This is a genomic window from Luteitalea sp., from assembly GCF_022842525.1.
Taxonomy (GTDB): domain Bacteria; phylum Acidobacteriota; class Vicinamibacteria; order Vicinamibacterales; family Vicinamibacteraceae; genus Luteitalea.
In genome coordinates this window covers 1-13,233 of sequence record NZ_JALHPM010000175.1, presented here as the reverse complement: position 1 = coordinate 13,233, position 13,233 = coordinate 1, and the positions used below count along the sequence as shown (strand labels likewise).

General features: G+C 70.4%; 12 protein-coding genes. 4 read left to right on the top strand and 8 right to left on the bottom strand.

All coding sequences use genetic code 11. The features are described from left to right. Positions 1-29: 29 nt before the first annotated feature. Positions 30-1,808: an aminodeoxychorismate synthase component I gene (gene pabB / locus Q0C41_RS24895; RefSeq protein WP_291988506.1), complete on the bottom strand. Its 1,779-nt coding sequence runs from the start codon at positions 1,806-1,808 to the stop codon at positions 30-32. Between the two features lie 278 nt (positions 1,809-2,086). On the opposite strand from pabB, the gene Q0C41_RS24890 reads away from it, so the two are divergent. Continuing rightward, on the top strand, positions 2,087-3,376 hold the full coding sequence (locus Q0C41_RS24890; RefSeq protein WP_367079304.1) for an ammonium transporter: 1,290 nt from the start codon (positions 2,087-2,089) through the stop codon (positions 3,374-3,376). A gap of 193 nt (positions 3,377-3,569) precedes the next feature. Beyond that, the gene (gene moaA, locus Q0C41_RS24885; RefSeq protein WP_291988502.1) at positions 3,570-4,586 is read left to right on the top strand and encodes a GTP 3',8-cyclase MoaA; all 1,017 of its coding nucleotides are present in this window, start codon (positions 3,570-3,572) and stop codon (positions 4,584-4,586) included. A 6-nt stretch (positions 4,587-4,592) separates the two neighbouring features. Here moaA and Q0C41_RS24880 read toward each other — a convergent pair whose 3' ends face one another. Then, positions 4,593-5,807 carry an FN3 domain-containing metallophosphoesterase family protein gene (locus tag Q0C41_RS24880; RefSeq protein ID WP_291988500.1) on the bottom strand — a complete coding sequence of 405 codons (1,215 nt, stop codon included), beginning with the start codon at positions 5,805-5,807 and terminating at the stop codon, positions 4,593-4,595. After that, entirely contained in the window at positions 5,804-6,388 is a 585-nt protein-coding gene (locus Q0C41_RS24875) for a family 16 glycoside hydrolase (protein WP_291988498.1), read from the bottom strand. Before Q0C41_RS24875 ends, Q0C41_RS24880 begins: the two co-directional genes overlap by 4 nt. A gap of 136 nt (positions 6,389-6,524) precedes the next feature. Here Q0C41_RS24875 and Q0C41_RS24870 point away from each other — a divergent pair, with 136 nt between their 5' ends. Continuing rightward, entirely contained in the window at positions 6,525-7,211 is a 687-nt protein-coding gene (locus tag Q0C41_RS24870; protein WP_291988496.1) for a hypothetical protein, read from the top strand. Between the two features lie 51 nt (positions 7,212-7,262). Here Q0C41_RS24870 and Q0C41_RS24865 read toward each other — a convergent pair whose 3' ends face one another. The 5 genes from Q0C41_RS24865 to Q0C41_RS24845 form a co-directional block, all read right to left on the bottom strand. Further along, entirely contained in the window at positions 7,263-8,165 is a 903-nt protein-coding gene (locus Q0C41_RS24865) for a hypothetical protein (RefSeq protein ID WP_291988494.1), read from the bottom strand. A 102-nt stretch (positions 8,166-8,267) separates the two neighbouring features. Further along, positions 8,268-9,422: a mandelate racemase/muconate lactonizing enzyme family protein gene (locus Q0C41_RS24860; protein ID WP_291988491.1), complete on the bottom strand. Its 1,155-nt coding sequence runs from the start codon at positions 9,420-9,422 to the stop codon at positions 8,268-8,270. 2 nt (positions 9,423-9,424) lie between these two features. Continuing rightward, positions 9,425-10,402 (bottom strand): U32 family peptidase, encoded by a 978-nt coding sequence (locus Q0C41_RS24855; RefSeq protein ID WP_291988489.1) that lies wholly within the window; start codon positions 10,400-10,402, stop codon positions 9,425-9,427. Positions 10,403-10,407: 5 nt separating this feature from the next. Beyond that, positions 10,408-11,439 carry an alcohol dehydrogenase catalytic domain-containing protein gene (locus Q0C41_RS24850; protein WP_291988486.1) on the bottom strand — a complete coding sequence of 344 codons (1,032 nt, stop codon included), beginning with the start codon at positions 11,437-11,439 and terminating at the stop codon, positions 10,408-10,410. A 29-nt stretch (positions 11,440-11,468) separates the two neighbouring features. Further along, positions 11,469-12,494: a DUF1684 domain-containing protein gene (locus Q0C41_RS24845; RefSeq protein WP_291988484.1), complete on the bottom strand. Its 1,026-nt coding sequence runs from the start codon at positions 12,492-12,494 to the stop codon at positions 11,469-11,471. Positions 12,495-12,578: 84 nt separating this feature from the next. Between Q0C41_RS24845 and Q0C41_RS24840 the strand changes: the two genes are divergently transcribed. Next, positions 12,579-13,233 (top strand): hypothetical protein (locus Q0C41_RS24840; RefSeq protein ID WP_291988482.1); only part of this gene is annotated, 655 nt, incomplete at its 3' end.

Genomic DNA, 13,233 nt, shown 5'->3' with positions numbered 1-13,233 from the left:
GTCAAGCTGGGCCATGACGGCGGGTGCGCTCAGACGCGGCCATCCCAGGCGATGGGCATCCACTCGCGCAGGCTGTTGACCAGCCACAGGCGCGACGCCCGCGGCAGGTCGGACACCAACACCACACGCTCTTCGATCGCGCCACGCGCGAGCAGGTCGGCGCGGAACACCCCCGGCAGCAATCCACTCGCGATGGGCGGCGTGACCCGCACGCCATCGAGTTCGACGACGAGATTGGCGATCGTACCCTCGGTCAGTTCGCCCCTGGCATTCCACAGCAGCACATCGTCGACGTCGGGCCGCGCGGCGCGCGCCTCGTCGTAGACCTCGCGGCGCGTCGTCTTGTTGAAGAGCAGCGGACTGCGGGTGTCGACCGGCGTCGGGGCGAGCGCGACCCTCCGGACCCTCGCCGGGTCTTCGCGGACGAACGCCACCGCCTCGGCCTGGACGACGCCAGTGCGATCGAGTTGGAGACGAGCGCGCCAGGTGCCGTCGATGTACGCGGCCGCCAGGCCATCGAGCACCGCCTCGACGCGGGCGCGTGGCGCCGGCCATCCGAACAGTCCCGCCGAGTCCAGCAACCGCGCGACGTGGGCGTCACGCCGCACGTACTGCCCGTCTTCGAGGCGGAGCGTCTCGAACAACGCCGCATCCTCGGGCACCGCCGGGGGCCGCACGACGCGCGCCTTGGCGAGGCACTCCGCCCATTCGTCGGCGGCCGTCGAATCGGCGGTGATGCCGGCGCCGACGTTGAACGTGGCGATGCCCGTGGTGCGATCGAGGACGACGGTCCGGATCGGCACGCTGGCGAGCAGGTTCCCCCCGGGGCGCAGCAGGCAGATGGTCCCCGTGTACAGCCCACGCGGCGACGACTCCAGGTCGGCGATGACCTCCATCGTCCGGACCTTCGGGGCACCGGTGATCGATCCGCAGGGAAACGTGGCACACAGCAGGTCCCAGAGGGAGAGTCCGGGACGCAGGGCGGCGTCGATCCGCGACGTCAGCTGCCACACCGTGGGATAGCGCTCCAGTGCGCAGAGATCGGCGACCTGGACCGACCCGGTGACGGCGACGCGCCCGATGTCGTTGCGCAGCAGGTCCACGATCATCACGTTCTCGGCGCGGGCCTTCTCGCTGCGGACCAGGGTCTGTGCCAGCCGATCGTCTTCGGCGTGCCACCGGCCTCGCCGGATGGTGCCCTTCATCGGACGAGCGCGGAGACGATCGCCGGTGCGCTCGAGGAACAGCTCCGGCGACAGGCTCATGACGAGGGTCGAACCCAGGTCGATGCAGGCCGGAAACGGGACCATCGCCTGACGGGCGCACGCCTCGAACCAGGCCCAGGGTTCGTGCACGAACGGCGCATGGAGCGGAAACGTGTAATTGACCTGATACGTGTCGCCGGCGGCGATATGGTCGAGCACACGAGCGATGTCGCGGGCGAATCGAGCCTCGTCGAGACCCGGGGCCCAGGGGACGCCTGCGGCAGACGTGTGGCCCGGCCCATCGGTCCGGAGCCGCGACTCGGCCGGCATCGACGGCGCCGCGTAGGCCGCCGCCCACGCCAGGGGCAGCGACGGGCTCGCGGGGCGTACCCGCAGGGCCTCATCAAAGGCGGGCGCCGCCTCGTAGGCGAGCAGCAGCACCGCCCATCGTCCGGCGCGGGAGACCTCATCGGCCCACGTCACGACCGCCCGGACATCCGACGGCGTCCACGCCTCTCGCACGTCGAGCGGTGCGGCCAGTTCGACCCGCCAGGCGTCCTCCGGTCCCCCTGTCCCGAACGAGGCGCGACCGCGCGTCTGCATGGCTTCCGACGATAGCGCACGCGCCGCGCCGCCGGTCTGGTCCCGACAGGGCCGCGGTCACGCATGGAGATCCCGACGATGCACGACATGCACGAGTGCCCACCCTGCGACGCCATGGATAGCACTATGTTTTACAAAGCGTGACATGGATATTGACGAAGGCACACGCGCTCCGTACGCTCTGAACGGTTCTACTTTGCAGCCCTGCTGCCGCTGGAGATGCCGTGAACGTCCGTGCCCTGCCCTTCATCGTGTTGTCAGCCGTCGCCCTCGCGGCGATGCTCCCCCGCACCAGCCCAGCCGTCCCGACCGGCGGCCCCTGGGCCTCCGGCGACGTCGCCTGGATGCTCACGGCGACGGGCCTGGTGCTGCTCATGACCCCCGGCCTGTCGTTCTTCTACGGGGGCATGGTCCGCTTCAAGAACGTCGTGTCGACGATGCTGCAGAGCTTCGTGGCGCTGGGCGTGATCAGCCTGCTGTGGGTCGTCGTCGGGTTCAGCCTGGCGTTCGGCGACAGTCTGGGCGGCCTGGTCGGCAACCCGGTCACGTTCTTCATGCTCGACGGGGTGGGGGCGGCGACGCACCCCGACCTGTCCCCGACCATCCCGCTCCTGCTGTTCGCGCTGTTCCAGCTGAAGTTCGCCATCATCACGCCGGCGCTGATCACCGGTGCCTTCGCCGAGCGCGTGCGGTTCTCGAGCTACCTGCTCTTCATGGTGCTCTTCAGCGTCTTCATCTACTCCCCGCTGGCGCACATGACGTGGCATCCCCAGGGACTGCTGCGGCAGATGGGCGTGCTCGACTTCGCCGGGGGCACCGTGGTCCACATGTCGGCGGGCCTGGCCGCGCTGGCGGGCGCCCTCGTGCTGGGTCGACGCCAGAGCCACGTCGCCAACGAGCCGCATGAACCGGCCAACATCCCGTACGTGCTGCTCGGCACGGGCATGCTGTGGTTCGGCTGGTTCGGCTTCAATGCCGGCTCGGCGCTGGCGGCCAACGACGCCGCCGTGCTCGCGTTCGCGACGACCAACACCGCGTCGGCGGCGGCCATGCTGGGCTGGGTGTTCTTCGACATGGTGCGGGGCCGCAAGCCCTCGGCCATGGGTGCCTGCATCGGCGCCGTGGTCGGCCTGGTCGCCATCACCCCCGCCGCCGGCTTCGTCACCGTGCGGCACAGCATCGCCATCGGCCTGCTGGCGAGCATCGCCAGCAATCTGGCCGTCCACTGGCGCTCGAAGACCACCCTGGACGACACGCTCGACGTCTTCCCCTGCCATGGGGTCGGCGGCATGGTCGGGATGCTGCTGACCGGCGTGTTCGCCAAGGACGTCGGCCTCGTCTACGGCTCCTGGAAGACCTTCGGCGCGCACCTGATCGCCCTCGTGGTCGTGTCGGCCTTCGCCTTCATCGGCTCGTGGCTGCTCTACCGCATCGTCGACACGCTGTGGCCGATGCGCGTGTCCCCCGACGCGGAAATCGATGGGCTCGACCTCAGCCAGCACGGCGAGGTCGCCGCCACCTTCGACACCCCGAGCGGGACGCCGTCCCTGCTCGAAGACGTGGCCTGAGTCCGGTTCCCAGCAGGGCCATCATTCCGCTTCCGGCGGGTCCCGCCGAAGCCTGACGCCTCCGATCCGCGGGCACCGGATCGGGGGCCTTTTTCTGCCAGGGCCTTCTCCCTTCGGCCTTCTCCCTTCGGCATTGGGCCTTTGGCATTGGGCCTTCGGCATTCGGCATTCGGCATTCAAGCGATAATGCCGTGTGCTTCTCGATCGGTGGCACCGCCCGCTCGGCCACCTCCGCATCTCGGTCACCGACCGGTGCAATCTGCGCTGCGCCTACTGCATGCCGGAGCCGGACTACGTCTGGCTGCCGAAGACCACCCTGCTGACCTTCGAGGAGTTGACGCGCGTCACTGCCATCTTCACGCGGCTGGGCGTGCGGCACGTGCGGCTCACCGGTGGCGAGCCGTTGCTGCGCGCGCAGGTCACCGACCTCACGTCCCGGCTGGCAGGCCTCGGCGTCCTCGACGACCTGGCGATGACCACCAACGGCGTGCTGCTGGCCTCGCAGGCGCGCCTGTTGCGTGACGCCGGCCTGCGCCGGATCACCGTCAGTCTCGACACGCTGCACCGGGATCGCTTCGCAGCGCTGACGCGCCGCGATCACCTTGCCGAGGTCCTGGCCGGCATCGCCGCTGCGCGCGAGGCGTTCGGGACGCTCAAGCTCGACACCGTGCTGATGCGCGGTGTCAACGACGACGAACTGGAGGCCCTGGTGACGTTCGCGGGCCGCCAGGACGCCGAGATCCGCTTCATCGAATACATGGACGTCCCGGGAGCGACGCACTGGGACGCCTCGAAGGTGGTGTCGCGACAGGAGATCGTGCGCCGGCTCTCGCACGCCTTCGGTGACGTCGAGGCCCTGCCGGCCGAGGGACCGGCGCCGGCGTCACGCTATCGGTTGCCCTCGGGCCAGATCGTGGGCGTGATTGCGTCGACCACGACGCCCTTCTGCTCGACCTGCGACCGCATCCGCCTGACCGCCGACGGGCACCTCTTCTCGTGCCTGTACGCGACGCGCGGCCTCGACATCCGGGCGCCGCTGCGCGCCGGTGCGAGCGACGAGGCGCTGGCCGATCTCATCGCCGCCACCTGGCAGCAGCGCGCCGATCGCGGCGCCGAGGCCAGGCTCGCGGCGCCCGACCGCAGCGCGTTCATCGCCGTCGAGGATCTGCGCCGCGCCCCGCAGCTCGAGATGCACACGCGCGGCGGCTAGCGACGTTCAGGCGCGACGCGTCACGACGTGCTCGCTGATCAGCGTGCCATCGAGCCGCGACAGCCGCGCCGTGAGCTGCTGACGGTCGGCGTCCAGACGGATCAACGTGGCGGCATCAGGCTGCGGCCCGCCACCAGTGAGCTGCCCGAACGGTCGCGTGGCGTCGGGCGGCAGCCAGGCGTGGCGATGCGTGTGGCCCGTCACCATCAGGTCCACGCCGCCGCGCACCAGGTGATCGTGCCACTTGGCGCGGGCGTCCGCCCCGCCATGGAATCGCACGGGCGTGGCGCCATACAGCGGGATGTGGACGACCACCACCCGGAAGGGCGCGCCCTTCACCTCCGGCCGCTGCAGCGCCTCGGCCAGCCACGCCGCCTGTCGCGTGCGGTAGGCATCGAAGGTCCCCAACCCCGCATACACCGGCGCGTCGTCCGGCTTGTCCTCGCCGGTGTCGAGCACGAGGAACGCCACGGGGCCCTGCCGCACCGTGTAGTAGTGCTGGCCACTCGGCGTATCGAGCACGCGGCCGAGGGCCCGCGCCTCCGGGCCGCGCACATCGTGGTTGCCGCGCGCGAAGCACACGGGTCGCGATGCCGCGTAGGCCATGCCTGCCGGGTAGAGCAACTGCTCGGCCAGCTGCTGTTCGGTGGCGATGTCGTTGAACATGTCGCCGTTCCAGAACAGCAGATCGCCGGGCGACTCGGCCAGCTGCGTGAACAGCCGCCTCAGGGTCTCCGGCTGCTCGTGCGTGTCGTTGATGATGGCCGCCTGCATGCGGCCGGCAGCACCGCCATCCGGCGTCACGAAACTGTACGTGCGGCTCTCGTAGGGACGTCCGCGCCGGATGTCGTAGGCGCCCAGGAACGCGATGGGCACGCTCACCGTGCGGTAGTGATACCGCGTCCCCGGCGTCAGGCCGTCGAGGCGCACGCGCTGCACGCGCGCATCGAGCGGACGCAGGCCGTCCTCGTCGCCGGAGGCCACCGATCCGAGCGCCTCGGTCTCGCCGTACTCCACCCAACCGGTGCTGGTGTCGTTGACGGCCCAGGCGACCGACACGGCGGTGGCCGACAGCGCCTGCACGACCGGGGCGCCGAGCACGCGGAAATCCTGCGGCGCGCGGACGATCCCGTCTGCGCGCGCGAGCGCGGCAGGCGCCATCGCCGCCGTGAGCGCCGCCGGGCCCGTCCGTAACCAGTCGCGGCGTGACAGCTCGCTCATGACCGCTCCTGCAACGTGAGGGTCCGGATGTCGCTGACCGTCCGCCAACTCGCGATGCCGAGCGGACGACAGGGCATCATCTCGAGGCGCACGTCCACCTGGCGGCCGGCCAGCACGGCCTCGGCCTCGACCTTGTCGTCGATCAGCCCGTGGATGCGGGTCGGTGTGACGTCCACCGCGACCCGGTACCACCGGTGGTCGACGAAGGGCACGGTGTGGCTCGTCTCGTTCTCGGAGGCATCGAGGCCATCGAGACTGGAGAAGCCGACCACGGTGCCGCCCCAGCCACCGACGACGAACGTGCAGTGACTGCCCGCGACGGGGACCGTGACGGCACAGAAGAAGTCCGAGCCGTCCACACGCCTCGCCTCCATCTGGACGCGGAAGCTGGGCCCGGGCACCTTCCCGGTCCACACGACCCCCGTCAGGTCGTTGCCCCGATCGAGCCGGATGGCGCCGTCGACGATCGAGACCTCGCCTTCCCCGCCGAAGGACACCGGCTTCCAGGCGCCGAGCGTCTTGCCGTCGAAGAGCGTCACGGGCGCCGATGCCGCGACCTGCCGGGCCGCCGCCGGCAGCATCCAGGGGCTCGTGGCGAGCAGCGCAAGCGCGGCGCGTCGTGAGGGCCGAGGCGCCGAGCTGTTCAGCCGGAGCGCCGGAGTCGTTGAAGCATGAGAGCGAGGCACGATCGCCTCAAGCCTACAGGGAGTTCAGCGCGTGAAGAAGCTTGTCATCGGGTGTGGCCTGGCCCTGGTGTTGTTCGCCATCGCCGGAAGCGTCGGGTTCTACTATTTCGTCTATCGTCCCGCCCAGGCCTTCCTGGCCTCGGTGAGCCAGATCGGCGAACTCGCCGAACTCGACGCCAAGGTCACCAACACGCAGGCGTTCACGGCCCCGGCCGACGACACCCTCAGCGAGGCGCAGGTCCGACGCTTCGTCGCCGTGCAGGAAGGGCTGCACGCGCGGATGGGCACCCGGGCGACCGAACTGCAGGCCAAGTACAAGGCCATCGACGAGCGCCAGGACTCCAGCGTCGCGATCACCGAGGTGGTCGGCGCCTATCGCGACCTGCTCGGCATCATCTCCGAGGCGAAGGTGGCGCAGATCGAGGCCCTCAACGCCCAGAGCTTCTCGCTGGACGAGTACACCTGGGTCAAGACGCGGTTCTACGAGGCCGCCGGGGTCTCGGTCACCGGCATCGACTTCCGGGAGGTGGCCAGCAAGGTGAAGGACGGCAACATCGGCGCGCTGCAGGAGATGGTCACCAACGCCAGCGAGGCCGCCTCCGGGGCGCAGACCACCGATACGCCCGAGCTCGGCATCCCCGAGGCCAACAAGGCCCTGGTGGCGCCGTTCAAGGACAAGGTGTCGACCTGGATGGTGTACGGCGCGTTCGGACTCTGAGCCCGCGCCGCAGAGGACAGGGCCGTCTCGTGGAGGCGGCCCTGCTCGACGCTAGTGCGCGGCGTGCGGGACGTCGAGGCCCAGCCGCTCCACGAGCTGCTCGACCTCGAAGCGCAGGAACGCGAAGGACGGGACGACGAACAGCACCGACTGCATCCGACACGGGTCGTAGTCGGTGGCCATCACCTCGTCGGTCTTCCACCGACGCCGGTCCACATCGTCGGACAGCGCGAAGGGGATCTCGCCGGTGGACGACAGCAGGCCGGCGCCGTACACCCGCGTCTGCCCCTCTTCCTGAATCAGGCCGAACTCGACGCTGAACCAGCTCAATCGCTTCAGCGCCAGCACCTGCTCGCCGGTCGTCGCCGCCATGGCCGCCTGCCCGAGGCGCGTGAGCAGCGCGGCGTAGTCGTGATGCATGAGTGGCGGCACGTGGCCGAGACAGTCGTGGATCATGTCCGGCTCCGGCGTGAACTCCGGATGGGACCCGTGGCGCAGGAACTGGGTCACCGGGAAGCCGCGTTCCGCGATGTAGCCGTAGAAGGTGCGGAACGGGATCGGCCCCTCGGCGGGCACCAGGCGCATGCCGGTCTCGCGCTCGAGCCGTGCGCTGAGCGCGCTGATCTGCGGGATGGCGTCTCGACCGATGCCCAGCGCGCGCCGGGCGTCGAGGTAGATGCGACTGGCGTGCGCGGCGTGCAGGTCGTCCAGGCGCGACATCACGTCGCGCCAGATCCGGGTCTCGTCCGCGGTGTACTCGATCACTGGTGGACCGAGCCGGGCCAACCGGTGGCGACGGCAGAGATCGAAGAGATCGCCGCGACGCTGGACGTAGCCCGCATCGCCGAGCCCCGGGTGGCCGGGCTCGAGTTCGAGGTGGTCGGCATCGGGCGGGGCCAGCATCAGATCGGCGGCAATCTCGACCCCGTATTCGACGATGGTGGGTGGCTTCATGCGAGCACCGGCTCCTAGCGCGACATTAGCGTCTCTAATGTTTTCAGAAGAGACGGCGCCAGCATAGCGCGCCGATCCCCCGCGCGCAACCGGTGCCCCTCCCTACCGCCCCGCCCCCTCCCGCTTCTCCCAGCCCTCCGCGAAGAGATTGAAATGCGTCGCGCCCACCGGGTGCGCCGCACACACGGCCTCGTCGAGTTCGACGCCGAGCCCGGGCGCGGTCGGCAAGGCGAAGTAGCCGTCCACGACCGGCGGGCAGCCGGGTGCGGTGTCCCGCACCCACGGGTCGGCGAAGTCGTTGAAGTACTCCTGCACGCGGAAGTTCGTGGTGCACGCCGCGAGGTGCAGATTGGCCGCCGTCGAGATCTGGCCGCCGACGTTGTGCGGGGCGACGGTCACGTAGTGCACGTCGGCCTGTGCCGCCAGTTTCTTGCTCTCGAGCAGGCCACCGATGTGACTGACGTCGAACTGGATGACGTCGGCCGCCCGCAGTTCGAACAGTTCGCGGAACTCGTGGCGCGCGTGGATGCGCTCCCCCGTGGCGATCGTCACGCCAGGCAGTTGCTCACGCACGCTGCGCAGCGCGGCCAGGTTCTCCGGCGGCACCGGCTCCTCGATCCAGCCCAGACCGAAGGGCTCGAGCAGCTTGACGATCTGCACGGCCTGCACCGGCGAGAACCGCCCGTGCATCTCGAGGAGGATCTCCACGTCGGGCCCGACGGCGTCACGCACGGCCTCGACCAGCGCCACGACGCGTCGGCGCTCCGCGGCATCGATCTCGTAGTAGCCGGGGCCGAACGGGTCGAACTTCAGGGCCGTGTAGCCCCGCGCAGCCACGACACGGGCCGCGGCGTGAAACTGCTCGGGCGTGCGCTCGACGCGATACCAGCCATTGGCGTAGGCACGGATTCGGTCGCGGACCTGACCGCCGAGCAGCCGATAGACCGGCTGCTGCAGCGCCTTGCCGACGATGTCCCAGCAGGCCATCTCGAAGATCGCGATGCCTGAGCTCATGATTTCGCCCGGACGCGAGTAGTCGTCGCGCCGCATCCGCATCACCAGCGACTCGATGTCGAACGGATCGCGGCCGATGATGTGACGCGTGGCGGCCTGGGCATAGGCCTCGAGCGCGTGCGGATGGTTCGGGATGCGCGACTCACCGAGCCCGGTCAGGCCCGTGTCGGTGTGGACGCGGCAGATGGTGAAGTTCCGCCACTCGGTGCCGACCAGGAAGGTCTCGACATGGGTGATGCGCATGACTAGGCGACCTCCACAGGAATACCCGGCGCATCGGCTGTGCCGACAGGAGACATGATCGGCGCGGCGCTCGCGTCGCTGCTGGTCGCGGCCCGCGTCTGGCGCTGCAACAGCGCGAGGCCGAGTTCGGCGCGGCGCACGCGCTCGCGCGCCATCAGGACGGCGACGTGCTCGAGGTGCAGACCCGATGGGTAGATGTCGGGGGCATTGCGCAGCCCGAACTTCACGTACACCGGGGCGACGGCCTCGATGAGCGCCGGGATCTCGTAGTGCCGCACGAAGCCCCCGAAGCCGTCGGGGACCTCGACGTAGACGTCGAGGGGCACGTCGCAGTGCTGCCGAATCGCGGCCAGATGCGCCAGCGAGAGGTCGGTCGGCACGTTGATCGTGGTCGCGCCCTCGTCGGCCAGCACGGCCACGGCCAACGGATTGGCCGCCGCGAGCTGCACGCTGATCTTGATGATCAACGTCGACGGCAGATGTCCGGCCTGCTTCGCCACGTCGAGCAGCCGCAGCAGCCCCATGTCGGCCACCAGCACGCTGCGCACGCCCAGGGCCACCGCGCGCAGCACATCGTCCAGCGCGTGACGCACCTGGTCCTGGCCGCGGAGCTGCGCGCCGAGCGTGCGCCCCGCCGGCGACACGATGGAGGCGCCTGTGTCCCACGCCGCCCGCGGGCCGACGAACAGGGACAGCTCCAGGCGCGCCTCGCGGCACATGCCGCACATCTCGCCGATCTCGGCATCGGTCAGCAGCATGATGCCGGAGCCCTGCGACACGCGATGAATCGGCACGTCGCGACCGCGCGCCTCCTCGATCACGGCCGCCAGGACGCGGGGACCTTCGACACTCGGAATCTCGACACGGTACTGACCGCCATCGGGGAAGCGATGTGGCGACGGTGGCAGGTCGTGCGCATCGCCCGTCGGCAGATCGAGTGCGGCGAGCAGGCGGGCGGCGGGTGACGGCGGTAGTGGCATGCGGATCACGCTCGGGGATCGAGGAGCACCTTGATGGCCGGTTCGCGTCGCGACTCGAGCAGCGCCAGGGCGTGCGGAGCCGCCGACAGGGCGAGCCGATGAGTGATGAGTGGCGACGGGTCGATCACGCCGTCGTCGATGAGGCGCACCGCACGCGCGAACACCGCCGACGGATAGGCGAAGATGGCCTCGACGCGCGCGTCACGGAACACCAGGGCGTCGAAGTTGCCAGGCGTGGTGCGATCGGCGCCCGCGATGCCGAGGATCGTCAGACGCCCCCCGCGGGCGAGAATCTCGGTGGCCGCCGCCTGCGCGAGCGGGTGCCCGGCCGACTCGATCACCACGTCGGCGCCACCGCCCAGGACCTCGCGCACGGCCGCGGCCAGCGCAGACGCCGGCGCACAGACGATGTCGGTGGCACCGAGCGCCCGCGCGGCATCGAAGGTCGTCTCGCGAACATCCGCGACGATCAGCTGCGCCGGTCCGCACGCGGCGGCGCAGGCCACGGCGAGCAGGCCGATGGGTCCCGCGCCGACCACCACGACGCGATCGGCGGCCGTGATGGCGCTGCGCTCCACCGCGTGCAGGGCGCAGGCCGTCGGCTCGGACAGGGCGGCCAGATCCGAGCTGACCCGGTGGACCCTGTGACAGAGGTCGGCCCGAGCCGCCACGTACTCGCGGTAGCCGCCATCACGGGTGAAGCCGTACTCGTCGTAGTGCTGACACAACTGCGTCCGACCGGCGCGACACGCGGGACACGTGCGGCAGAAGTGATGACCCTCGACGACGACGCGAGTGCCGGCCGGGAGGTGGGGATGGGCGACGTCGTCGACGGCGATCACACCGGCCCACTCGTGTCCGGGCACGACGGGAAAGCGGCAGAACGCGGCGTCGCGCGTCCCTCGCACCAGTTCCAGGTCGGAGCCACAGATGCCGACGGCCTCGACGCGGACGAGGACCTCGCCGGGGCCGGGCACGGGGACGGAAACGTCGACGAGGTGCGCCTCACCGGGCCGCTCCACGCGAAAGGCACGCATGGAGCGGCATTATCGTCGAGTCGTGACCTTCAGCGCGAGAGCGGTGGCGCCGGGCCGTCGTAGAGCTGCTCGCCGGCGCGAATGGCCACCTTCAGCACGTTCTGCGGCGGCGTCGTCGGGCAACTCGTGTACGGGTTGTAGGCACAGGGCGGGTTGTAGGCCTTGTTGAAGTCGATCACGTAGCGACCGTCGCCGGTGGGCTCGGCGAATGCGTAACGGGTGCCGTACGTCTCGCGGCCGACCGTCGCGTCGCGGAAGATCAGCAGCAGGCGCCCTCGCGTGCCCGTGAACGCCATCAGGCGCGTCTTGCGCCCCTCCCAGCGGAACTCGACGTGCCCGGGCGAACGATACGGCTCGTCGTCGCCGAGGATGTTGCGCACGTCCACCGTGCGCGGCTCCTCGAACGGCGCCAGGGTCGCCGTCACGCGGGCGGTGTCGACCAGCGGGAACCAGCGCGGCCCCTGGAAGCCGGTCCGGATCGGAGAGTCCGGGTCGCGCACGCGCAGCGCCAGTCGGCTGCCGCTCTCGTGCAGATGGATCTCGATGGCGCCTATCCGCACCTTGTCGGGCACCGGCGCGGCCTGCCCTGGCGTGGCCCGCTCGGCCGGTGTCAGCACGACCTCGCCCTCGATGGCCTGGCCGTTGAGCCGCGCCTGGACGCCCGGTGCCAGTCGCAGCGTGGCCGACCGTCCGGCGACGACCAGCGTGCCGACCTGCGCCGGGGCACGGCCAGCGGGCAGCGGCACGGTGGCCTCGGGGGCACTCCCCAGGGTGTGCTCGCCGTCGGGCAGCAGGGTCAGCCCGGCCACGCTGAGCCAGCCGTACTCCTCGCGCAGCGTCTGCTCGTAGGCCTGTCGCCAGTCCTGCGGCGACGACGGGTTGGTCGGGGGCTCGGCCCCCTGCCCGAATGCGGGGGCGGCCAGGACCAGCAGGGCGAGCACCGCGGCGAGCGTCGGCACCGGCCCGCGGGACGAGAAGGTCGGGCTCATGTGGAGGCGACGGTAGCGCGGCACCCCGCACGACCGCAAGCGCGTCGACTGTTCGTCTGGCGGCATCACCACGTTTGCTCCTGATGTCGTCGCCTGCGCGTGGGCGCCACGAGGCACCCACGACGCGGAGACATGAGCAAGGGGGGATTGATGCGCCGGCGCACACTCGCGTTCACATTGCTGTTGTCGTCCTGGGCCGCCACGGCCGATGCGGCCAGCGTCACGTTCACCAAGCTGACGGGCCTCACCGGTGGGAGCCCGGCGAATACCGCGGTCTTCAAGGCCGATCTGTCGTCGCTCGGCCTGGCCGAACTGCTGTCGATCACCATCACGGACGGCAGCTTCGGTCTCGGCGGCGCGGTTGGACAGTTCAGCGGCTTCGACCTCGATGCCGTACGCATCTCCACCGTTGACTGCGCGGACGCGGCCTGCGCGGCTGGCGCTGCGTCGGCCGGGGCGATCGACTTTGCCGGGGCCCTGTTCACGCCGGGCGCGCAGCGCCCCACCGTCGACCCCAAGCTGTTCGGCACCGGTCCGGCAGGCAACACGCTGAACAATGCCGTGGCCACCCTCGGCGCCTTCGACGCCAACTCGACGACCGATGCCTCGGCGTTCGGGTTCCTCAGCATGGGCGACGGCGGGCAACTGCGGCTGAACCTGGCGGCAGCGGTCTCGACGACCGGCCTCTACCTCTACATCGGAGAAGTGGGCGACAACGGTGAAGTCGCCGCCGGATCCGTCGAGGTGTCCGATCAGCCCGTCCCCGAGCCGGTGACCCTGACGCTGTTCGGGGCGGCCCTGCTCG

What these genes read in the sequence shown, in the direction of transcription:
- Q0C41_RS24860 (WP_291988491.1), bottom strand. Translation starts at nt 9,422, where the DNA reads ATGCGCATCACCCATGTCGAGACCTTCCTGGTCGGCACCGAGTGGCGG.
- Q0C41_RS24865 (WP_291988494.1), bottom strand. Translation starts at nt 8,165, where the DNA reads ATGAAGCCACCCACCATCGTCGAATACGGGGTCGAGATTGCCGCCGAT.
- Q0C41_RS24875 (WP_291988498.1), bottom strand. Translation starts at nt 6,388, where the DNA reads ATGCTGCCGGCGGCGGCCCGGCAGGTCGCGGCATCGGCGCCCGTGACG.
- Q0C41_RS24855 (WP_291988489.1), bottom strand. Translation starts at nt 10,402, where the DNA reads ATGCCACTACCGCCGTCACCCGCCGCCCGCCTGCTCGCCGCACTCGAT.
- Q0C41_RS24850 (WP_291988486.1), bottom strand. Translation starts at nt 11,439, where the DNA reads ATGCGTGCCTTTCGCGTGGAGCGGCCCGGTGAGGCGCACCTCGTCGAC.
- Q0C41_RS24890 (WP_367079304.1), top strand. Translation starts at nt 2,087, where the DNA reads ATGCTCCCCCGCACCAGCCCAGCCGTCCCGACCGGCGGCCCCTGGGCC.
- Q0C41_RS24880 (WP_291988500.1), bottom strand. Translation starts at nt 5,807, where the DNA reads ATGAGCGAGCTGTCACGCCGCGACTGGTTACGGACGGGCCCGGCGGCG.
- pabB (WP_291988506.1), bottom strand. Translation starts at nt 1,808, where the DNA reads ATGCAGACGCGCGGTCGCGCCTCGTTCGGGACAGGGGGACCGGAGGAC.
- Q0C41_RS24845 (WP_291988484.1), bottom strand. Translation starts at nt 12,494, where the DNA reads ATGCCGCCAGACGAACAGTCGACGCGCTTGCGGTCGTGCGGGGTGCCG.